The sequence below is a fragment of the Actinoplanes sp. NPDC000266 genome, assembly GCF_042899005.1.
Classification (GTDB): Bacteria; Actinomycetota; Actinomycetes; order Mycobacteriales; family Micromonosporaceae; genus Actinoplanes.
The window spans coordinates 655,480-676,323 of sequence record NZ_JBIAZI010000005.1 but is presented as its reverse complement, the minus strand read 5'-3'; the positions used below and the strand labels follow the sequence as shown (position 1 = coordinate 676,323).

The window sequence follows — 20,844 nt, the reverse complement described above, 5'->3', positions numbered from 1 at the left end:
TGCCGGCTCTTCGGCGGTACGGGGGCGCAGCATGCCGGGGCGCGTTGCCGGCAAAGGATCGGAGTCGAGCAGCGGCGCCTGACCGAGCGGGCGCTGCACCAGGCGGACAGGCGCCGGCTCCGGTTCGGCGCTTTCCGGCTCGGCGCTCTCCGGCTCGGCGCTCTCCGGCCCAGTGTTCTCCGGCCCGGCGCCCTCCGGCCCGGCCTCGGACCCGGATTCGGCCCTGGCGGTCTCCAGCTCATCAAGATCGGAGATCTCGGCCCCATCGACCGGCTCGGCGAGCTCAGAGCCAGCGGACTCGATCGGCTCGGCAAACTCAGAAGCGGCGGGCTCGGCCAACTCTGAGCCGGCAGGATCGGCGAACCCAGGGCCGGCAGGCTCGATCGGCTCGGCCAGATCGGCGGCCTCGGAGTCAGCCGGCTCGATTGAATCGGAGTGAGCCGACGCGGCCGGATCAGGTTGAGCCGGCGCGACCGGATCGGAATCGCCGAGTTCGGCGACGGCCGCGGGCTTGAGGCGGGCGGGCGCGGCCGGCCTGGAGAGGTCACGCGTGGGGAGGTTGAACGGGTCGAAGTGGGCGGACGCGGCCAGCCCGGAGAGGTCACGGGTGGCGGCGCCGGCCGGGTCGATGAGGTCGGTCGGCTCGGGGTTGGCGGGCTCGGCCGGCTCCTCGTCGTCCGTCTCTGAGTCGTCTGTGTCTGAGTCGTCTGTGTCTGAGTCGTCCGGGTCGGCGTCGGGGACCTCCTGGTCGGGATCGCGAGGGAGCGGCGGGGCCTCCTCGCCCTCCTCCACAGCCAGGATCGTCGTAGCCGGCGCCGCGGCGTCGTCCGGGCCGGCTGACATGCCGGCCGCGGCCAGTGTCACGCTTTCCGCCGCGGCCCTCGCCCGCCGGCGTTCCCATGCCAGGTCTTCCGGTGAGGCGGCCGGAGTGTCCATGTCGGCCCGGGCCGCGATCAGGTCGGGGCGCGGCGTCACGTTGTGCGCCACCTCCAGGCCCGACACCACCGCCGCCGTGATCTCCGAGGCGTAGCGGCCGTCGGGGTCGTAGTCCGGGTCGAAGACCGTGATCTCGACACCCAGGCAGTGCGGGGACTCGACCAGGCCCGACAGGAGGATCTCCAGCTCGGGGAACGCGATGCCACCGGGGGACGGCGCGTCCACCGCCGGCATCACCGCCGGGTCGAGGACGTCCACGTCCACGTGGACCCAGTAGCCGGCGCAGTCGACCAGCTGGTCGCGGGCCCACTGAGCGCTGCGGGCCGCGCCCTCCGCCCTCAGGGCCGGCACCGGGCGGGTCACTATGCCCGCCGCCTGGAGGTCCAGGCGGTATTCGTCCTGGGCCCGGATGCCCAGGACCACCACGTCCACGTCGCGGAAGTACGGGCGGCGGCTCTCGATCGCGGCCAGGTCGGCCTGTCCCCGGCCGGTCACCAGGGCCAGGTCCTCGCCCGCGGCCGCTCCGACGTACGACGCGTTTCCCGGGTGGCGGAAGTCGGAGTGGCCGTCCACGAAGACCAGGCCTATGCGGCCGCCGACCGCCTCGCCAAGGCGGTGCATGGCCACGCCCGAGCCCAGCAGGATGGAGCAGTCGCCGCCCAGGACAACCGGGAACTCGCCCGCGTCGAGGATCGCCCCGATGCGGTCGGCCAGGGCCCGGGAGTACGCCGCGATCTGCTGCGCGTGCGCCACCCCGTCGCCGGGGCGCCAGTCGCCCGGGTCGTACCTCGGCGGGGTCAGGCAGCCCGCGTCGCGGGCGCCCAACTTGGTGATCAGGCCTTTGTCTCGGAGCGCTCCGGGCGCCTTGGCGCAGCCCGGCACCGACGTCTCGGTCGGCGGGCGCAGACCGAGGTTGGACGGTGCGTCGAGGACAGCGATGCGGCGCACGGAGCGGCTCCCTGCCTAGAAGAGGGCGCTGGCCAGGGCGCGCCGGGCGCCGGCCACCGCGGGATCGTCGGGGCCGGCCACGCTGAACAGCGACAGCAGGTGTTTGCGTACGGCGTCGCGGTCGTCGCCCGCCGTGCGCTTGACCAGGGCGACCAGGCGCGCGTAGGCCTTGTCGGCCTGGCCGCTCAGCACCTCGATGTCGGCCGCCAGGCGCTGGGCCTCGACGTCGTCGGGGGACGCGTCGGCCTTGGCCAGCGCGGTCGCCGGGTCGGCGCCCTGGATGCGGCGGTAGAGCTCCACCTGGGCCAGGCCGGACTCGGCGGCGGCGTCCTGCGGGGTCTCGGCCAGGATTTTCCTGTACGCCGCCTCAGCCTCGTCGAGGTCGCCGGTCATCAGGGCGTCGTCGGCCGCGTCGAGGCGCGGGTCCTCGGGGGCCTCGACGCTGATGCCGCCGGCCTTGAGCACCGCGTCGACGTACTGCTTGACCTGGCTCTCGGGAAGCACGCCGGTGAAGCCCTCGACGAGCTGGCCGCCGACCACCGCGACCACCATCGGGATGCCCTGCACGCGCAGCGCCTGAGCGAGCCGCGGATTGGCGTCCACATCGACCTTGCCGAGCACCCACGAGCCGCCGCCGGCCTGAGCGAGCCGCTCGAGGATCGGGGACAGCTGCTTGCAGGGCTCGCACCAGTCGGCCCAGAAGTCGAGGATGACCGGCGTCGCGAGCGAGCGCTCGAGGACGGCCGACTGGAAGTTGGCCTCGGTGACGTCGATGATCGTCTCGGGTCCGGCGCCGCCGGGCAGGCCGCCCGGGATGGCTCCGGGAGGCGGTCCGCCGTGCGCGGCCGCCTGTGGGTCGGCGGGGGCGGCGGGGCGGCTCGGCGCCGCAGCGGGCGCGCGCAGCGCGCTGAGATCGACCGCGCCGCGGGTGAAGATCGACGGAGTGGTCCGTGGGTCGCTCATGGTTACCTAGTCTCGCACGCTGACAAGGCGCTCCGCCGCGCCGCGGCGGGCCTGATATCGGACGTCACAGCATAACGGATGAGTTATCCTTTTAGAATGCCGTCGCTGAATCCCGAGAAGCTTCGGGCCGACTCGGCCCGGGTGCGTGAGCTGATGCTCTCGGTCGCCCGCGAGCGGCTGCGGGCGGGCGACACCGACCTGCCGATGAACGCCATCGCGAAGCAGGCGGGCGTGGGCGTCGGCACCGCCTATCGGCACTTCGAGACGCATCAGGTGCTGCTCGAGGCGCTCGCCGCCGAGAGCTTCGCCGCGCTGGTGTCCGACGCCCGGGCCGCCGAGCGCGATCCCGACCCGGCGGCCGGCTTCGCCCGGATCATGCGGGCCGGGTTGCGGTTGATGCTGGCCGATCCGGCGCTGGCGGCCGTGCTGTCCCGGCCGAGCTTCGCCTGTGACGAGACGATCGAGCTGGGCGCCGAACTGTTCGAGGCGTTCGGCGCCGTGCTCGAGAGGGCCAGGGCCGCGGGCGCGGTCCGCCCCGGCATCACCGGCGACGACCTGCGCCGGCTCATGTGCGGGGTGCAGCACGCGGTCCGCACCGGCGCCGACGACGCTTCGGAGCGCTACCTCGGCGTACTCCTGAACGGTCTTCAGAATCGCGCCGGCTCGCGGTAGACCCCCCATTCCTCCTTGAGCACCTCGCAGATCTCCCCGAGGCTCGCCTCGGCCCGCGCCGCGTCGAGCATGGCCGGGATCATGTTCTCCCCGCTGCGGGCCGCGGCCAGCATGCGGTCGAGGGCTTCCTTCAGCCGTACGGCGTCACGCCCGGCCTTTCTGGCACCCAGCTCCCGCTTCTGCACCACCTCGACCTCGTGGGAGACCCGGAGGATCTCCAGCTCCTTGGCCACCGTGCCGGTGTGCGCGTTGACACCGACGATGCGCTTCTCGTTCTTCTCCAGCGCCTGCTGATAGACGAAGGCCGCCTCGGCGATGTTGGCCGTGAACCAGCCGTCCTCGATGCCACGCAGGATGCCGGCCGTGATGCTGCCGTCGTGGCCGAGCTCGCGGATGCGGGCGAAGATCTCCTCGGCCTCGGCCTCGATGCGGTCGGTCAGCTCCTCGAGATACCACGAGCCGCCGAGCGGATCGGCCACGTTGATCACCCCGGTCTCCTCCATGAGGACCTGCTGCGTCCGCAGGGCGATCTCGGCCGACTCGTCGGTGGGCAGCGCGAGAGTCTCGTCGAGCGCGTTGGTGTGCAGCGAGTTGGTGCCGCCGAGCACCGCGGCCAGCGCTTCCACGGCCGTACGGACGACGTTGTTGACCGGCTGTTGTGCCGTCAGGGAAACGCCGGCCGTCTGCGTGTGGAACTTCAGCCACAGCGCTTTCTCGCTGGTCGCGCCGTAGTCGTCGCGCAGGTGGCGGGCCCAGATGCGGCGGGCGGCGCGGAACTTGGCGATCTCCTCGAAGAAGTCGATGTGCGCGTCGAAGAAGAAGCTCAGGCCGGGCGCGAACTGGTTGACGTCGAGCCCGCGGCTGAGACCGAGCTCGACGTAGCCGAAACCGTCGGCCAGCGTGTACGCCAACTCCTGCGCGGCGGTCGAGCCGGCCTCACGGATGTGGTAGCCGCTGACCGACAGCGGCTTGTATTTGGGGATCTCGCGGGCGCAGTACTCCATCAGGTCGCCGATGAGGCGCAGGTGGGGCTCGGGCTGGAAGAGCCACTCCTTCTGCGCGATGTATTCCTTGAAGATGTCGGTCTGCAGCGTGCCGTCGAGCTTGTGGATGTCGGCGCCCTGGCGCTCGGCCGCCACCAGATACATGCAGAAGATGGGCACGGCCGGCCCCGAGATCGTCATGCTGGTGGTGGTCTTCTCGAGGTCGATGCCGTCGAAGAGCACGTCCATATCGGCCGCGGAGTCGATGGCCACCCCGCAGTGCCCGACCTCGCCGAGCGACTGCGGCTCGTCGGAGTCGCGGCCCATCAGCGTCGGCATGTCGAACGCGACGCTGAGGCCGCCCCCACCGGCGGCCAGGATCATCTTGTAGCGCTCGTTGGTCTGCTGGGCGTTGCCGAAGCCGGCGAACTGCCGGATCGTCCAGGTGCGCCCGCGATAGCCGGTCGGATAAAGACCCCGGGTGTACGGGAACTCGCCCGGCCAGCCGATGCGGTCGAACCCGGGATAGGCGGCGCCGTCCGGCGGCCCGTAGACGGGGTCGACCGTGGCGCCGGACAGGGTGGTGAAGTCAGCGTCGCGCTTGCGGGCGGCGTCGTAGCGCCGCTGCCAGCGCTCACGCCCGGCCTCGATGTCGGCTGCGTCCATGCCGCCATCCTAGAGCCAAACCTGAACGATCCCTAAGGCTCTCTTCGCTCGAAGATCCACGCCTGCGGATCGCCCTTGCGATAGAGCATCTTCATGACCAGTGGGAACATCGCGTCGCGAACCGCCGCCCCGATCGGCCCCGCCGTCTTCGAACTGCCATTCCTCTTCCCGTACGCCACCACGCGCTCGACACGCGCACGACGGCGCCGCTCGTAGCCGGCCAGGGAGTCGCTGCGCCCGAGCGCCACCGCGTCCTCGATCGCCATCGACGCGCCCTGCCCCGACGACGGCGAGACGGCGTGGGCGGCGTCGCCCAAGAGCACCACGCGATCGCTGTGCCACACCGGCACCCGGGGCAGGTCGTCGGTGTTCCACGGCCCGAGCGCCTCGTCGGTGGCCCGGATGATCGCCGCGGCCGGCAGGTCGTCACCCTCGAAGAGGTTGATCAGGTGGTCCCGCCACCGCGCGGGGGTGAACTCGCCCGGCTCGACCGGCGTCGCCCGGGGCGGATTGGCGAACCACCAGACGCTCCCGTCCGGCGCGACACCCCACCCGAAGAAGGCCCGCCGCCCGAAGGCCATGTGCATCATTCCCGGCGTCCGGTCCAGCTCAGCGTCGACGGGCCGGTCGGTGAAGCCACCGGCGTTGAGCAGCCCGAGATAGCGCGGCTTCGGCCCGCCCGGGTTGAGCAGCTCCCGGGTCCGCGACCGCAGCCCGTCGGCGCCGACCAGCAGTTCACCCCGTTCCACCGTGCCGTCGGCGAAGCTGACAGTCACCCCGTCCGGCTCCTCGGCGTAGCCGGTCAGCCGCTTGCCGTGCTCGATCGGGATGCCGCGCCGCTCGGCGGCCCTCCGCAGCGCCGCGTAGAGGTCGGCCCGCTTGATCGTGGTCGTGACGGTGCCGTCGGCCGTGGGGCCGCCCAGCGGCACCACCGCCAGCCGCCGCCCCTTGGCGTTGCTCATGGCCAGCCGCGGCGTCGCGAAGCCGGCGGCCAGGATCTCGGCCGGATCCTCGCCGAGCTCACGAAGGGCCGCGAGGCCGTTGACGGCCACGGTGAGCCAGGCGCCCTTCTCGCCGGACCCGCGGGGGTACGCCTCGTAGACACGCGGTTGCCAGCCGGCCCGCTCCAGAGCGAGTGCGGCCGCGGTGCCGGCGACCCCGCCACCGGCGATCACTGCAATTCCTTTAGTCATACTCTGACTATGCATATAATGACTATGCCGAGTCAACCCCGTAGTCTGATCACGTGGTCACCTCCGAACCGCGCCGGTCCACGCTGGGCATGGTGCTGCTGGCGCTGCTCATGGAGGCGCCCATGCACCCGTACCGGATGCAGCAGATGATCAAAGAAAGAGGCCAGGACCAGCTGGTCAACGTGGCCCAGCGCAACAGCGTCTACCAGGCTCTGGACCGCCTGGTCCGCGACGGCCTGGCCCGCCCCGGCGGCACATCACGCGAGGCCGGGCGCCCCGAGAGAACGATCTACGAGATAACCGAAGAGGGCACAGCGACGATGCGCCGCTGGCTGACCGGAATGCTGCCGGCTCCCGCACGCGAGTTCCCGGAGTTCCCGGCCGCCTTGGCCTTCCTGCCCGTCCTGCCCCCAGCCGAAGTGCGGGAGCTGCTGGAGAGGCGACTGGAGGCGCTGACCGAAAAGGCGGCGGCCATCCGGGCGCAGGCCCCGGCCGGACTGCCCCGCTTGTTCCTGATCGAGGACGAATACCGGACCGCCATGCTCAACGCGGAGATGACATGGCTCCGCGGAGTCATAGCGGACCTGGCCGACGGCACCTTGACGTGGAGCGCGGAATTGATTGCCGAGACGTTGGAGCGTTTCCCGCCCAGCGCGTGAGGAGCCGCCCGCAGAACCAACCCGGACCGCTCGCTCCTGGCCACCCTCAGCGCCTGATCACGGGCCGAACTCTCGCCCTTGCGACGCTCGCCGAGCCCTCCGGCAGCGTCCGCCGCTTCGCAGCCCCGGCCCCAGCCCGCGCATCCGCGGCGCCGGCTCGAAGCGCCCGCCGCATCGCAGCGCCCGCCGCATCGCAGCGCCCACTCACCCGCGCGCCCACTCACCCGCGCGCCCGCTCACCCGCGCGCCCGCTCACCCGCGCGCCCGCTCACCCGCGCGCCCGCTCACCCGCGCGCCCGCCCTCCCTGGGGGAGCCGCCCGGATCCATTCTCGCGAAATTGCCAAGGGCGTGCGGCCGGCCTGTGGACAGCGCTCGATCTGTGGAAAACCAAGCGGCCGGGCATGTTTGTGCTACGACCGGAACGAGCCGGCCCGCAGACGAGCCAGCCTGCGGACGGCGGACGGGCCAGCACGCAAACAGGAGGCGGCCAACCGGATAGGGCAGCCAACGCACCGGGGGCACGCACCGCACCGGGGGCAGGCACCCCACCGGGGGCAGGCAGCGCACCGGGGGCAGGCACCCCACCGGGGCAGGCAGCGCACCGGGGCGGGCCGCACACCAGAACGGACAGAGCACACCAGGCCTGCTACAGAACGGGCCTGACGCAACGAGGCCGCCGTCAGAACCAGCACCACCCAACGGAACGGCCGGCAGGACAAACCCAAGGCCGCCGGGTCGCCTGCCGGCTCGGAGCTACGCCGTCAGGTCCAGGGCGTGGTACAGGCGCGACGTCGTCGTGTTGAGGTCGGCCAGGCGTGAAGCGGGGACGCCGCTCATCAGGGCCACGCGACGCTCGCCGGCGGCGCGGTTCAGCAGCACGCCGACCTGGGTCGAGGCGCGCTCCAACACCATCTGGCGGGCCAGCACCGCGGTCGGGTCGGCCGCGTCGGCGGCCGGGGCGACCTTGGCGGTGGCCTTGAACGAGTTCACGGCGACGGTGGCGTCGCGGGCCAGGCCGGCGCTGTACGCGGCCGTGCGGTCCACCGATGCGACGGCCGGGATCGCCGGCATCTCCTGGGTGGGGGCCGTGGTGCGGGGCTGCGTGTCGGCCACCCGGGCGCCCTGTTGCAGGGCGGCGCTCTGCAGGAGCGGGTGCAAGTACGTGGCCGTGGTTCCGGTGACACGGGGGAAGGTGATCGGCGCAATCATGCTGCACCCCGGCTGCTGCCCTTGTGACTGATCATGTCCGCTATCCTTTCCGGCGCTGACTAATTCAGCGTATGCCGGAAAAATCCGGACGGCATCGGGCGCATGGGCGAGACGCCACGCCGTCCGCGCGTGCCGTTTCGGACAGGGAGGCTCAGAGAAGCTCAGAGGCCCTTGATCAGCTCATCGGCGGCGGCGTAGGGATCAAGCTCGCCGGAAGCCACGGCCGCGGCCAGCACGGTCAGCGCCGTCCCCTCCCGCAGGCTGCCGATGCGCGACCGGAGCGTCCCCAACGCGATCGCCTCCACCTCGACCGCGGCGCGGCGCTCACGCCGTACGACCAAATTGCCCGTCTTGTCGAGCCAATCCCGGTGTTTGTCGATGGCCGTGAGCACATCCTCCACGCCCTCGGCCTTGACCGCGGTCGCCTTCACCACCTGGGGCCGCCACTCCCCCGCGGCCCGCTCGCCGAGGCCCAGCATGCCCTGGATATCGCGGTACGTCGCGTCGGCGCCCGGCCGGTCGGCCTTGTTGATCACGAAGATGTCGGCGATCTCGAGCACCCCGGCCTTGACCGCCTGGATCGCGTCGCCCATGCCGGGGGCCAGCAGCACCAGCGTGGTGTCGGCCAGCGAGGCGATCTCCACCTCGGCCTGGCCCACCCCGACCGTCTCGACCAGGATCACCTCGCAGCCGGCGCCCTCCAGGACCCGTACGGCCTGAGGGGTCGCGGCCGACAGGCCGCCCAGCTGGCCCCGGCTGGACATCGAGCGGATGTAGACGCCCGGGTCGGTCGTGTGCTCCTGCATGCGCACCCGGTCGCCCAGGATGGCGCCGCCGGTGAACGGGCTCGACGGGTCGACCGCGAGTACGCCGACCCGGCGCCCGGCCTTGCGCAGCGCGCGCACCAGCTCGTTCGTCGTCGTGGACTTGCCGACGCCCGGCGAGCCGGTCAGGCCGAGGATCTGGGCATGACCGGCGTACGGGGCCAGCGCCGCCGCCACCTCGGGCAGCGCCGGATCGCCGTTCTCGACCAGGCTGATCAGCCGGGCCACCGACCGCGGGTCCCCCTCGCGCGCCCTGGCGACCAGGGTGGGGACGTCACGGGATCTGCTCAAGGCGCCACCTTGATGATCAGCGCGTCGCCCTGTCCGCCGCCGCCGCACAGGCCGGCCGCGCCGTAGCCGCCACCGCGCCGGCGCAGCTCCAGGGCCAGCGTGAGGACCAGGCGGGCGCCGGACATGCCGATCGGGTGGCCGAGCGCGATGGCGCCGCCGTTCACGTTCACGATCTCGTCGTCGACCTTGAGCTCGCGCATCGACTGGATCACCACCTGGGCGAAGGCCTCGTTCATCTCGATCAACGACAGATCGTCGACCGTGAGGTGGGCCTTGTCCAGGGCGTGCTTGATCGCGTTGGCCGGCTGGGACTGCAGCGAGCTGTCGGGGCCGGCCACGTTGCCGTGCGCGGTGATCTCGGCCAGCCAGCGCAGGCCCAGTTCCTCGGCCTTGGCCTTGCTCATCACCACGACCGCGGCGGCGCCGTCGGAGATCGGCGACGCGCTGCCCGCGGTGATCGTGCCGCCGGCGGCGAAGGCCGGGCGGAGCTGGGAGAGCGACTCGACGGTGGCGTCGGGGCGCACGCCCTCGTCGACCTCGACGAACTCGTCGCCGGAGCGCTTGCCGGTCTTGACCGGGACGATCTCCTCGGCGAAGCGGCCCTCGCGCTGGGCGGCGGCGGCCCGCTGGTGGCTCTGCGCGGCGAACGCGTCCTGCTCGGCGCGGGTGATGCCGAGCTTGACGCCGCTCCGCTCGGTCGATTCGCCCATCGAGATGCCTTCCCAAGGATCGACGAGGCCGTCGTACGCCGTGTGGTCGCGCACGAGGACGTCACCGAACTTGGTGCCCTGTCGCTGGTTCATCAGCAGATGGGGCGCGTTGGTCATCGACTCCATGCCGCCGGCCACCACGATGTCGAACTCGCCGGCCCGGATGAGCTGGTCGGCCAGGGCGATCGCGTCGAGGCCGGACAGGCACACCTTGTTGACCGTGACGGCCGGGGTGGTCATCGGGATGCCGGCGGCCACCGCGGCCTGCCGGGCCGTGATCTGGCCGGCGCCGGCCTGGAGGACCTGGCCCATGATCACGTATTGCACCTGGGCGGGCCGCACGCCGCCGCGGTTGAGGGCGGCCTCGATGGCGGCGCCGCCGAGGGCCGTGGCCGGTAGGCTCTTGAGGTTGCCGAGCAGGCGCCCCATCGGCGTCCGGGCCCCACTCACGATCACCGAGCTGGTCACGTCATTGTTCCCATCTGGAAGCGTCTGATCTGAAAGGCGGCTGAACGTGCGTTCAGGCAACACTAATAGAATGACATCGCTTCCACCCAGTGTCGCCGCGCCCGAGAATCTCACATCGCCGGACGTCGGACTGCTCCGAATCGACCACGTCGGCATCGCCGTCGCCGACCTCGACGAGGCCCTCGTCTTCTACGCCGAGACCTTCGGCTTGCGCTCCGTGCACGAAGAGACCAACGAGGAGCAAGGTGTACGGGAGGCCATGCTGGCCGTGGGTGACGGCAGCGGCCCGCGCCTCCAGCTGCTGGCGCCGGCCCGGCCCGACTCGGCCATCGCCAAGTTCCTCGACCGCAGCGGGCCCGGCCTGCAACAGCTGGCCTACACAGTGGCCGACGTCGAGGCCGCCTCGGCCGCGCTGCGGGCCCGAGGGCTCCGGCTGCTCTACGACACCCCGAAGCGCGGCACCGCCGGGTCGCTGATCAACTTCGTGCACCCGAAGGACGCCGGAGGCGTTTTGGTGGAGTTGGTCCAGCCTGTCAGTCCTTCGGATGAATCATCCTGACGTCGTGGCCTCCGCCTGGCAGGATCGGAAGGACACGGAAGGCACTCTCCCGCATCGCGGATGAGCAGCGGAGCCCACGCCGAACGGGTGGGTTTCGGGCAGCTCAAAGGTGATCTAACGTGTCCTTTCCGATGCCCGCCCGCTCTTGCGTGGCCGGGGTGTCTTCGCCAGGATGGCCCAATGCCCCAGCAGCAGGATCAAAACTTGGCATTCTTCGACGGCGCGAACTCCCAGCACGACTTCACGGTGGTGCTGCGTGGTTATGACCGCGGGCAGGTGGACGCCCACCTCGGCCGGCTGGTCGCCGCCATCAACCAGTCCACGCAGGCCGGAGCCGAGGCCGAGCAGCGGATGAACGACGCGCAGCGCCGTCTGCGCCAGGCCGAGCAGCGGCTGGTCGCGCTCGAGCAGAAGCTCGCCGACAGCAACAAACTGCTGGAAGAGAACAACCGGCCGACGCTCTCCGGGCTGGGCACCCGGGTCGAGCAGATCCTGCGGCTGGCCGAGGAGCAGGCGAACGATCACCGCAGCGAGGCCAAGCGAGAGTCCGAGGGCATCCTCTCCGCGGCGCGCCTCGAGGCACGGGAGATCACCGACAAGGCGCGGGCCGAGGCCGCCGCGATGAAGGCGACCGCCGAGCGCGAGGCCGGCCAGGTGCGCACCCACGCCGAGCGCGAGGCCGCCGAGGCCCGGGTGCAGGCCCGCCGCGAGGCCGACACGCTGCGTTCGGACGCCGACCGCGAGACCAAGCAGCTGCGCACGGTCACCGCGCACGAGGTGGCCGAGCTCAAGTCGACCGTCGAGCGCGAGGTCGCGTCGCTGCGCGCCACCGCCGAGCGCGAGATCACCCAGCTGCGGGCCAAGACGTCGCGGGAGGCCGAGGAGAAGCGGGCCGAGGCGACCAAGCTGCTGACCGACGCGCGCGACAAGCGTGACAAAGATCTCCAGGCGCTCGCGCTCGAGATCGCCGAGCGGCGCGAGAAGGCCGAGCGCGAGGAGTCGCAGCGGCACGCGGCCCAGGTCAGCGCCACCCAGAAGATGGTGGCCGAGGCCGAGGAGCGGGCCCGCGCCGCCGAGGACCGCGCCAAGGAGATCGAGCAGCGCGCCGAGCAGCGCCGCGTCGAGTCCGAGCGCAACGCCGCCGAGACCACCGAAAAGGCCCGCGCCCTGTCGGAGAAGACGGTCAGCGAGGCCCGCTCCGAGTCGCAGCGCCTGCTCAGCGAGGCCCGCACCGAGGCCGAGCTCACCACGCAGGCCGCCAAGCGCGAAGTCGAAGACCTGACCCGCCAGAAGGACGCAGTCACCAACCAGCTCGGCCAGATGCTCTCCGGCCTGTCCGGCCTGGTGCCGGGTGTCGGCGGGGCCAAGCCGGCCGAGGCCACGCCCGCGGCCGCCGCCCCCGCCGCCGCCGCTGCGGTGGCCGCCGCCGCAGCCGCCGCCAAGGAGGCCGCCCCGGCCCAGCGAGCTGCGGAAACGCCCCAGGAGGCGGAGGCCGAGGCCACGCCGGAGCCGGCCAAGAGCAACTAAGTCCTCAGCCCTTTCCCAGGACCCCACCGGTTGCGCGCCTTGCGCGGGTGCGCAACGGTGGGAGCCGGCCGGTGGGCGACTTCTTCAAGATCGACGCGGGCCGTATCGGAGTTGCTCCGGTACGGCCTCACTCGTTCTCGCGCGTAGTCTGCTTTGCCAGTCGGCCAAGACAAATCACAACTAGACGCATACTCCGGCCAGGTGGGTGTGTATCCCCCCAAGGCCGAACGATGCGTATGTGAGGATGGACAGCATGTCGCACGGCGAAATCTTCGGTCTCGGCTCTGACGCGGCTACCGAACCCAGCTTCGAGACCGCCCTCCGCGGTTATGAGAAGAAGCAGGTCGAGCGGTACGTCGCCCGGGCCGAGAACGAGATCGCCGCGCTGGCGGCCGAGCGCGAGCAGGCGTACACCCAGATCCAGGCCATGTCCGCCCAGATCGAGCGGCTCCAGCAGGAGGCGGTGCAGGCGCGCCGCCAGGGCGGCCTCAGCCCGGAGGCCTCGTTCCGCCACCTCGGCCCGCGGGTCGAGCAGATCCTGGCGCTGGCCGAGGAGCAGGCCGAGGCGATCAAGCAGTCCGCCACCGACGACATCGCGGCCCGGCTGGCCGAGGCCGAGCGGGTCCGGGCCGAGGCCGAGGCCCACGCCCACAACGGCATCCGTGACTTCGAGATCGCGCTGGCCGCCCGCCGCGCCGAGGAGGAGCGGGCCGACGCCGCCAAGCGCCTCGCGACGGAGAAGGCCCTGGCCGCCGCCCGGCAGAGCGCCGAGCAGATGCGGGCCGAGGCCGAGACGACGCTGGCCCGGGCCCGCGCCGAGGCGCAGCAGCACACCGAGCAGACCGCGCAGCAGGCCCACCGCGTCCGGACCGAGGCCGACGGCTACGCCCAGTCGACGCGCATGCAGGCCGACCAGGAGATCAAGGCGCTGCGCGACAAGACCCAGCAGGAGATCAACGCGCAGCGGGCCGCGGCCGAGCGGCAGGCCACCGAGCAGCGGGCCGCGCTCGACAACGAGCTGGGCCAGAAGCGGGCGGCCGTCGCCCAGGAGCTGACCCAGATCCGCACGGCCGTCGAGAAGCAGTGCGCCGACCTGCGCAGCGAGGCCGACAAATACGCCGAGGACGTGCTGCGCCGCTCGGACGAGCAGGCCACCGCCGTCCGCAACGAGATCGCGGCCCAGCAGGAGAAGATCGCCGAGGCCGGGCGCGAGCTCGAGACGGCCAAGGCCAAGGTCGCCGAGGCCGAGCGGGAGCTGGCCGCCGCGCAGGAGCGGGCCCGGTCCGGCGCGCAGGAGGCCGACAAGGTGCACCAGGGCCTGGCCGAGACCCGCAAGGAGCTCGAGGCCGAGCTCAAGCGGGTGGCCGACGCCAAGAAGGCGGGCGAGGCGGCCGAGCGGCACGCGGCCGACGTCCGCCGCCAGGTGCAGAAAGAGGCGAAGCGGGTGGCCGAGCTGGCCGCCGCCGCGGTGCTGGCCGCCGCCGGTTCGTCCTCCGATGACGACGATGACTCCGACTCCGAGCCGGAGAAGTCCGTGGCCGGCGGCCCGGTCGGCGCCCACGCGGCCGAGGCGCCCACCGCACCGGCCGCGCCCACCGGAGCGCCCGCCGGTGCTCATTCGGCCGAGACGCCCGGCAAGGTCACGGCGTCGGCGAAGGTGACGGTCCCGCCGTCGACGAGGGTCGGCGCCGACCTCGACTGACCGCACGGGCCGATGTGCGCGCCCCCACGTCCCAGTGGCTGGCGGTCGTTGCGGCGCAGCGATAACGTCGCGGCCGAGACACGTGCGGCCGGCAAGTTGGTAAGACCCGGCTCACCCACCACAGTGGAGGAATCGGGTGGCGCAAGAGACCGAGCCGGCGGAGCCCGTCGAAACCGAGGTCCCCGAGCATCGCTTCGGCCGCCCGGGCCCGCCCCTGGACAGGCGCAACCCGTTCATGATGGGCCTGCTCGGCGGGTTCGGCGTGCTGCTGGCCTGGGCGATCTTCCTGGGCATCCGCAACGCGGCGTCCATCCTGGTGCTGATCTTCATCGCGCTGTTCCTGGCCATCGGGCTCAACCCGGCGGTCACCCGGCTGCGCCGGTGGGGCCTGCCCCGCGGCCTGGCCGTGACGATCGTCGCGCTGGCCGTGGTCGGCCTCATCGCCGGCGGCATCATCGCGCTGATCCCGCCGCTGGTGAGCCAGACCACCCAGCTGGCCGAGAACGTGCCCGACTACATCCAGCAGCTCCAGCGCAACGAGACCGTCAACGAGCTGGTCCAGCGCTACGACATCGTCGACCGGGTGAGCACCGCGCTCAACGCGGGCACGGTCACCAACGCGCTCGGCGGTGTGGTCGGCGCCGGCCGGATGATCGCGGGCACGCTGTTCAACGTGCTCACCGTGCTGGTGCTCACGATCTACTTCATGGCGTCGTTCGACCGGATGCGCGAGACGGCGTACTCGCTGGTCCCGGCCTCGCGCCGGGTGCGGGTGCGGCTGCTCACCGACGAGATCCTGACCAAGGTCGGCGCATACATGGTGGGCGCCATCTCGATCGCGGTGCTGGCCGGCGCCAGCAGTTGGCTGCTGGCCGTGATCCTCGGCCTCGGCTATCCGTTCGCCCTGGCCGTGGTGGTCGCCGTCTGCGACCTCATCCCGCAGATCGGCGCCACCCTCGGCGCGATCATCGTGAGCCTGGTCGGCTTCGCCTCGTCGCTGACCGCCGGCATCGTCTGCATCGTGTTCTTCGTCATCTACCAGCAGGTGGAGAACTACGTGATCTATCCGAACGTCATGCGGCGCTCGGTGAAGGTCAGCGACGTCGCCGCCGTGGTCGCGGCCCTGCTCGGTGTGGCCCTGTTCGGCGTGGTGGGCGCGCTGGTCGCGATCCCGATGGTGGCCGGCGTCCAGCTGATCATCCGCGAGGTCGTCCAGCCCAGCCAGGAGGCCCGCTGACAGGGCGGTACAACTCTGTACCGCGTTTGCGGAAAGCGCGATTACGGTCGTGCCATGAGCCCACGACCGATCGCGGACCCCACGGTGGGGGAACGCATCCGGGCCCGCCGCCTGCTGCGAGGGTGGAGCATCCGGTTCGCGGCGAGCCGCGCCGGCATTTCGCACGCCACCTGGGGGCGCATCGAACGGGGGCTGCAGGCGGCGAACAATCGTTTCGTGCTGGCCGACATCGCCGAGGCGCTGGAGTGCTCCTCGGGTGATCTGGCCGGCACCGCGGTGCCGGGCGCCGACCGGGCGGCCACGGCCACCCGCGCCGGCGTGCAGTCGCTGCGGACCGCGCTGATCGACATCGACCTGAGCGAGCCGGGCACCGACGGCGCCCCGCCGATGGCCGAGCTCGACCGGGCGCTGTCGCTGGTAGACACGCTGCGGCAGGCGTGCGACTACGCCGGGACGATGCGGCTGCTGCCGGGCCTGCTGCGCCACCTGCACGCCGAGACGGCCGGGCCGGATCGCGGGCGGGCGCTGCGGCTGCTCACCGAGGCCGCCTTCATCGCCTCGTCGGTGCTGCGCAACCTCGGCCATCCGGGCGACGCCTGGCTGGGCGCCGAACGCTGCCGGGCCGCGGCCGAGGCGGCGGACGACCCGGTGCTGCTGGCCTACGCGGCGTACGCGATGGCCACCGCCGCCACCGCGAGCGGCTCCTACCAGCGGGGGCAGACCCTCGCCGAGCGCGGGGCGGACGACCTGCGCGGGCATCTGGGCCGGCCGGGCGGCGCCGAGATCCTCGGATCACTGCTGCTCATCTCGGCCAAGGCGGCCCGCTGCCGGGGCCGGGCCGAGGACAGCTACGCCTGGCTCAACGAGGCGCACGACCTGGCCCGGCGCCTCGGCGAGACCACCACCATGGGCCTGTTCTTCGGCCCGACCAACGTCGACATCTGGCGGATCAGCATCGAGGTCAACGAGGGCGACTTCGGCCGGGCGGCCGCGGTGGCCAGGCAAACCTCCCCCACGGTCATCCCGGCCGGCTTCCGCCAGGTCTTCTACTACGCCGATACGGCCCGCGCCCTGGCCCACATGCCCGGCCACGAGCGCGAGGCGGTGCGTTATCTGCTCACCGCCGAGCGGATCGCCCCGCAGCACGTGCACACCACGGCCGACCTGCGCTTCACGACCCAGACGCTGCTGGAACGCGTGGGCGCGACCGAGCTGCGGGGCCTCTCCGAGCGGATGTGGAGCTGAGCCCCGTACCGCGTCAGCGGTGCAGCTCCGTGCGGTTGGTGTCGGTCGTGCCGGACAGGTAGGCGCGGGCCCCGATGACGCCGACCACGGCCTGGACCAGGACCGTCGTCGGGGACAGCGGGTTGCCCTGGGCGATCTCCACCAGGGCCGGCAGGCCCAGCAGCAGCATGTCGGGGCCCATCACGGCGTTGACCAGCGGGCCCGTCGACAGGGTGCCCATCGGGGTGTCCAGGGGCAGCAGGTCGTTGCGGACGAAACCGGCCCGCGCCCGGTGGACGGCCGCGGCCGCTCCCACCGGGCCCAGCGCCAGGCCCAGGGCCCACCACGGGCCGGACGGCAGGTCGCCCAGCAGGTCGAGGGCGGTCAGCGCCGCGGCCGACCACAGGGCCGCCAGCACGCCGGGGACCCACAGGCGCTGGAGCACCGCCTGGCGGGACGACAGGCCCAGCAGGCGCAGCAGGACCGCGTTGCCGGCGTCGGTGCGGACGTTTCCCGTCGCCGTCATCGCCGCGATCAGCGTGCCCAGCAGGACCGCCGTGCCCAGGATCCAGGCCGGGGCGTTGCCCAGCAGCAGCGGGAAGGCCGCCAGGAAGACCAGCGACAGCAGGCGGCGACGACGGCGCAGGGTCAGCATGATGTCCTGGGCCACCAGCACCGGCAGGCGGGACGGGAGCGTGATCGAGCGCAGGCGGCGGCCGGCCCAGTAGCGGCGTTCGATCATGTCGGTGAGGAACGACGGTTCCATGCCGAAGGCCGTGTCGAACAGGGTGCCGGCCGTGCGCGAGGCGTCCAGGATGTGATCGCTCGGCGTGCGGGCGAGACCCCGTACGACCAGGGCGAGAATGACCACGACGACCACCGCGACGCCCGCGACCAGCGGGACCAGCGTCCCCAGCGGGGGCCAGGCGGTGACCGCGACCGGCTGGTCGAGGGTCGTGTCGGCGACCAGGCCGGCGAAACCGGCCGCGAAGACCAGGCTCATCAGCGTGTCGACGACGGCGCCCCAGCGGCCGCCGGCCTGCGCGGCCGCGGCGATCAGGAGCAGCACCAGGCCGAGCAGCGCGCCGCCGGCCGTGAGCAGGGCGATCTCGTCGCCGGCGAGCGTGCGCGGCGCGGTGTGGCCGACGATCGCCACGCCCATCAGCGCACCGATGACCGCGGCCACGACGGCGGCGATGCGCAGCGAGGGCATCAGCAGGCCGCGGCGGCTCACCGGGGCGGTCAGCAGCCAGGAGGCGGCGGGCCGGCTCAGCGCAAGCGGGCCGAACCGGCGCAGGGCCAGGTAGAGCAGGCCGTAGCAGAGCGCGGTGAGCGAGGCGCCGGCCAGGCCGGAGGCGTCCGGGTGAGGTGGCCAGAAGACCTCGGCGAGCTGCCGGTGCAGCATGCCGCCGATGATGGCGACGGTCAGGACGGCGATGTAGAGGCTGCTCAGGGTGGCACCGCGCTCCCGGTGCGCGGACTGGGTGCGAAGGATCCAGCGGCGTACGGGTGTGAGCGGAACCGTGGTCATCCGGCGACCGCGCTCAGCGACTCCATCGTGGTGATCGCCGCGCCGGACGCGATCGCGAAGTCGTCGTCGTGGCTGGCCATCAGCAGCGAGCCACCGCCGGCCATGTATTCGGCCAGCAGGCCGGCCACGTCGGCCCGGCCCTCGCGGTCGAGGCGCTGCTCGGGCTCGTCGAGGATCAGCAGCGAGCTGGGGCGCAGCAGGGCGATCGCCAGCACGAGCCGCTGCTTCTGGCCGGAGGACAGCGACGGCGGGATGGCGTCGGCGTGCCGGCCCAGGCCGAAACGTTCCAGCGCCTCGTCGATGCCGGCCTCGGCCGGGTCCTGGCCGTGCGCGCGGCAGACCAGCTCGGCGTGTTCGCGGGCGGTCAGTCCCGGATACCAGGTCGGGGGCTCGACGGTCGTGACGACGGCCCGCCAGAACTCGGGGGTCGCGCCGGGGTCGCCGCCGAAGACCGTGATCCGGCCGCTCTCGATCTCCTGAAGGCCGCTGACGCAGCGCAGCAGGGTGGACTTGCCGACACCGTTCTCGCCCACGACGCAGACACCCTGGCCCGTCGGCACGGTGAGGTTGACGTCGACCAGCACCGGCGTGGCCCCGTAACCGGCGTGCAGGCCCTCGACCTCGACCGCTTCCACGTCGAGGACCCTAGCTCACTTACGCCCGTACATAATCTTCAACGCCTTGATGATCGTCCCGACCTGCGACGACGTCCGCTCGAAGGTCATCGCCGGGAGAAGAGAGGGTCCCCGGCGTACGGTGATGGCCTTGGCCCGGGCGAACTCGCGCAGCCCGTCCTCGCCGTGGATGCGGCCGAAGCCGGAGTCGCCGACCCCGCCGAACGGCAGGGTGCCCATGCCCGAGAAGGTCAGCGCGCCGTTGACCGCGACCATCCCCGAGCGCAGCCGCCGGGCCAGGCGCACGGCGTTCTTCTTTCCGAAGACGGAGCCTCCGAGGCCGTACGCCGTGTCGTTGGCCCGCCGCAGGGCCTCCTCCGCGTCGGCGACCTTGGTGATCGTCAGCGTGGGGCCGAAGGTCTCCTCGCGCATCTCGCGAGAATCCTCCGGGACATCGGTCAAAACCGTCGGAGCCACGTACGGCGGCTGGACCGCCCCGGCGCCGCCGAGCACGGCCCGGCCACCCTTGGCCAGCGCGTCCTCGATGTGGTCGCGGATGACGTCGATCTGCTTCGGCATGGTGATCGGGCCGATCTCCTCGCCGGTGCGCAGCTTGCCGGCCTTCTCCACCACGGCCGCCACGAAGGCGTCGTAGACCGGGGCGACCGCGTACGCCCGCTCGATGCCGATACAGGTCTGGCCCGCGTTCGTCATCGCGCCCCAGACCGCGGCCTCGGCCGCCGCCGCCACGTCGGCGTCCTCGTCGACGATCATCGCGTCCTTGCCGCCGGCCTCGATGACGGCCGGCACCAGGTTGTCGGCGCAGGCAACCAGCACCTTCCTGGCGGTGGCGGTGGAGCCGGTGAACGCCACCTTGCCGACGCCGGAGCGGCACAGCGCGGCGCCCACGTCGCCCAGCCCGTGCACCGCCTGCAGCACCGGGTGCTCGGGCACGATCTCGGCGAACGTGTCGACCAGCCACTGGCCGACGATCGGGGTGTACTCGCTCGGCTTGAGGACGACGGCGTTGCCGGCCGACAGCGCGCCCGCGATCGGGCCCATCGGGGTGAGGATCGGGTAGTTCCACGGCCCGATCACGCCGACCACGCCGTACGGCTGATATTCGAGGTGACCGGAGTGCTCCATGAGCAGCAGGCGGCTGGAGGTGCGCCGCGGGCCGAGGACGCTCTTGGCGTGCCGGGCCATCCAGTCGAGATGCTCGACCGCGCCGGCCGCCTCGACCACGGCGTCGGCCCGCGGCTTGCCGGCCTCGAGACCGGTGAGCTCGGCCAGCTCCTCGACGCGGCGGGCGATCAGCGAGCGCCAGCGCAGCAGCCGCTCCCGGCGCCCGTCGAAGCCCAGGGACTGCCACCACAGGCCGGCCTCCTTGGCGCGGGCGGTGGCCGCGCCGACGGCGGCGGCGTCGGAGACCGGCACGCGGCCCGCCTCCTGGCCGGTGGCCGGGTTGGTGGAGATGAGCACGCCGTCTTCGACGACCGGGAGGCCGGGCACGCGAGTAGCGGTCATGGTCGGCAGTCTATGACCGTTGTTACCGGCGAGTCAGCACTTGTTTGTAGGCTTGATGTTGTGAGCCCCCGCCGCAACCATCCTCGCCGCCGCGGCGGGCCCGATGAGCCTCGCGACCTGACCGACGAGCGGGTCCGCAAGGGCATCGAGGGCGTCCAGCAGTGGCAGGACGGCGAGTGGATGGTCCGTTCGATCTTCGGCGGGGCGGCCGTGAAGACGTACCGCTGCCCGGGGTGTGTCCAGGAGATCCGGCCCGGCGTCGCGCATGTGGTCGCGTGGCCCATCGACGGCCGCGGCGACGAGTCGGACCGGCGGCACTGGCACACGGGTTGCTGGAAGGCCCGCGACCGGCGCATGCCCGGCGTGGAGCGCTCCCGAAACGCCCCTCGTTATGGTTAGG

Annotated in this window: 17 protein-coding genes and 1 pseudogene; 8 read left to right on the top strand and 10 right to left on the bottom strand. The window is 72.3% G+C overall.

What is annotated here, in order from left to right; genetic code table 11:
* Positions 1 to 756 precede the first annotated feature (756 nt).
* Positions 757 to 1,884: pseudogene (locus tag ACFY36_RS23865) on the bottom strand (arginase family protein); the annotation flags it as partial.
* A 15-nt stretch (positions 1,885 to 1,899) separates the two neighbouring features.
* Positions 1,900 to 2,847 (bottom strand): tetratricopeptide repeat protein, encoded by a 948-nt coding sequence (locus tag ACFY36_RS23860; RefSeq protein WP_499748146.1) that lies wholly within the window; start codon positions 2,845 to 2,847, stop codon positions 1,900 to 1,902.
* A gap of 96 nt (positions 2,848 to 2,943) precedes the next feature.
* On the opposite strand from ACFY36_RS23860, the gene ACFY36_RS23855 reads away from it, so the two are divergent.
* Complete coding sequence (locus ACFY36_RS23855) at positions 2,944 to 3,519, top strand: TetR/AcrR family transcriptional regulator (RefSeq protein WP_499748145.1); 576 nt, start codon at positions 2,944 to 2,946, stop codon at positions 3,517 to 3,519.
* Here ACFY36_RS23855 and icmA read toward each other — a convergent pair.
* Complete coding sequence (gene icmA / locus ACFY36_RS23850) at positions 3,495 to 5,168, bottom strand: coenzyme B12-dependent isobutyryl-CoA mutase large subunit (RefSeq protein WP_499748144.1); 1,674 nt, start codon at positions 5,166 to 5,168, stop codon at positions 3,495 to 3,497. The genes ACFY36_RS23855 and icmA overlap by 25 nt on opposite strands.
* 32 nt (positions 5,169 to 5,200) lie before the next feature.
* On the bottom strand, positions 5,201 to 6,361 hold the full coding sequence (locus ACFY36_RS23845; protein WP_499748143.1) for an FAD-dependent monooxygenase: 1,161 nt from the start codon (positions 6,359 to 6,361) through the stop codon (positions 5,201 to 5,203).
* A 53-nt stretch (positions 6,362 to 6,414) separates the two neighbouring features.
* Between ACFY36_RS23845 and ACFY36_RS23840 the strand changes: the two genes are divergently transcribed.
* Complete coding sequence (locus tag ACFY36_RS23840) at positions 6,415 to 7,020, top strand: PadR family transcriptional regulator (RefSeq protein ID WP_499748142.1); 606 nt, start codon at positions 6,415 to 6,417, stop codon at positions 7,018 to 7,020.
* Positions 7,021 to 7,774: 754 nt separating this feature from the next.
* Here the strand turns inward: ACFY36_RS23840 and ACFY36_RS23835 are convergent.
* The 3 genes from ACFY36_RS23835 to ACFY36_RS23825 form a co-directional block, all read right to left on the bottom strand.
* The gene (locus tag ACFY36_RS23835) at positions 7,775 to 8,230 is read right to left on the bottom strand and encodes a hypothetical protein (protein WP_499748141.1); all 456 of its coding nucleotides are present in this window, start codon (positions 8,228 to 8,230) and stop codon (positions 7,775 to 7,777) included.
* A gap of 161 nt (positions 8,231 to 8,391) precedes the next feature.
* Positions 8,392 to 9,345: a methylmalonyl Co-A mutase-associated GTPase MeaB gene (gene meaB / locus ACFY36_RS23830; protein ID WP_499748140.1), complete on the bottom strand. Its 954-nt coding sequence runs from the start codon at positions 9,343 to 9,345 to the stop codon at positions 8,392 to 8,394.
* The gene (locus ACFY36_RS23825) at positions 9,342 to 10,523 is read right to left on the bottom strand and encodes an acetyl-CoA C-acetyltransferase (RefSeq protein WP_499748139.1); all 1,182 of its coding nucleotides are present in this window, start codon (positions 10,521 to 10,523) and stop codon (positions 9,342 to 9,344) included. The genes meaB and ACFY36_RS23825 overlap by 4 nt, the downstream gene beginning before the upstream one ends.
* Positions 10,524 to 10,593: 70 nt before the next feature.
* On the opposite strand from ACFY36_RS23825, the gene mce reads away from it, so the two are divergent.
* From mce to ACFY36_RS23800, 5 genes are all read left to right on the top strand, one after another.
* The gene (mce, locus tag ACFY36_RS23820; protein WP_499748138.1) at positions 10,594 to 11,082 is read left to right on the top strand and encodes a methylmalonyl-CoA epimerase; all 489 of its coding nucleotides are present in this window, start codon (positions 10,594 to 10,596) and stop codon (positions 11,080 to 11,082) included.
* 180 nt (positions 11,083 to 11,262) lie between these two features.
* Entirely contained in the window at positions 11,263 to 12,609 is a 1,347-nt protein-coding gene (locus tag ACFY36_RS23815; RefSeq protein WP_499748137.1) for a DivIVA domain-containing protein, read from the top strand.
* A gap of 253 nt (positions 12,610 to 12,862) precedes the next feature.
* The gene (locus ACFY36_RS23810; RefSeq protein WP_499748136.1) at positions 12,863 to 14,311 is read left to right on the top strand and encodes a Laminin subunit beta-1; all 1,449 of its coding nucleotides are present in this window, start codon (positions 12,863 to 12,865) and stop codon (positions 14,309 to 14,311) included.
* A 136-nt stretch (positions 14,312 to 14,447) separates the two neighbouring features.
* The gene (locus ACFY36_RS23805; RefSeq protein WP_499748135.1) at positions 14,448 to 15,548 is read left to right on the top strand and encodes an AI-2E family transporter; all 1,101 of its coding nucleotides are present in this window, start codon (positions 14,448 to 14,450) and stop codon (positions 15,546 to 15,548) included.
* Between the two features lie 54 nt (positions 15,549 to 15,602).
* On the top strand, positions 15,603 to 16,793 hold the full coding sequence (locus tag ACFY36_RS23800; RefSeq protein WP_499748134.1) for a helix-turn-helix domain-containing protein: 1,191 nt from the start codon (positions 15,603 to 15,605) through the stop codon (positions 16,791 to 16,793).
* A 13-nt stretch (positions 16,794 to 16,806) separates the two neighbouring features.
* On the opposite strand, the gene ACFY36_RS23795 is transcribed toward ACFY36_RS23800, so the two are convergent.
* From ACFY36_RS23795 to ACFY36_RS23785, 3 genes are read right to left on the bottom strand one after another with little or no spacing between them, the layout of a single operon-like run.
* Positions 16,807 to 18,303, bottom strand: a complete 1,497-nt coding sequence (locus tag ACFY36_RS23795; protein ID WP_499748133.1) for a DUF6297 family protein — start codon at positions 18,301 to 18,303, stop codon at positions 16,807 to 16,809.
* Complete coding sequence (locus ACFY36_RS23790) at positions 18,300 to 18,938, bottom strand: ABC transporter ATP-binding protein (RefSeq protein ID WP_498692040.1); 639 nt, start codon at positions 18,936 to 18,938, stop codon at positions 18,300 to 18,302. The genes ACFY36_RS23795 and ACFY36_RS23790 overlap by 4 nt, the downstream gene beginning before the upstream one ends.
* Positions 18,939 to 18,953: 15 nt before the next feature.
* Positions 18,954 to 20,444 (bottom strand): aldehyde dehydrogenase family protein, encoded by a 1,491-nt coding sequence (locus ACFY36_RS23785; RefSeq protein ID WP_499748132.1) that lies wholly within the window; start codon positions 20,442 to 20,444, stop codon positions 18,954 to 18,956.
* Positions 20,445 to 20,504: 60 nt separating this feature from the next.
* Here ACFY36_RS23785 and ACFY36_RS23780 point away from each other — a divergent pair, with 60 nt between their 5' ends.
* A complete protein-coding gene (locus tag ACFY36_RS23780) occupies positions 20,505 to 20,843 on the top strand; it encodes an Rv1322 family protein (RefSeq protein WP_499748131.1) in 339 nt (112 codons plus the stop codon).
* Position 20,844 lies beyond the last annotated feature (1 nt).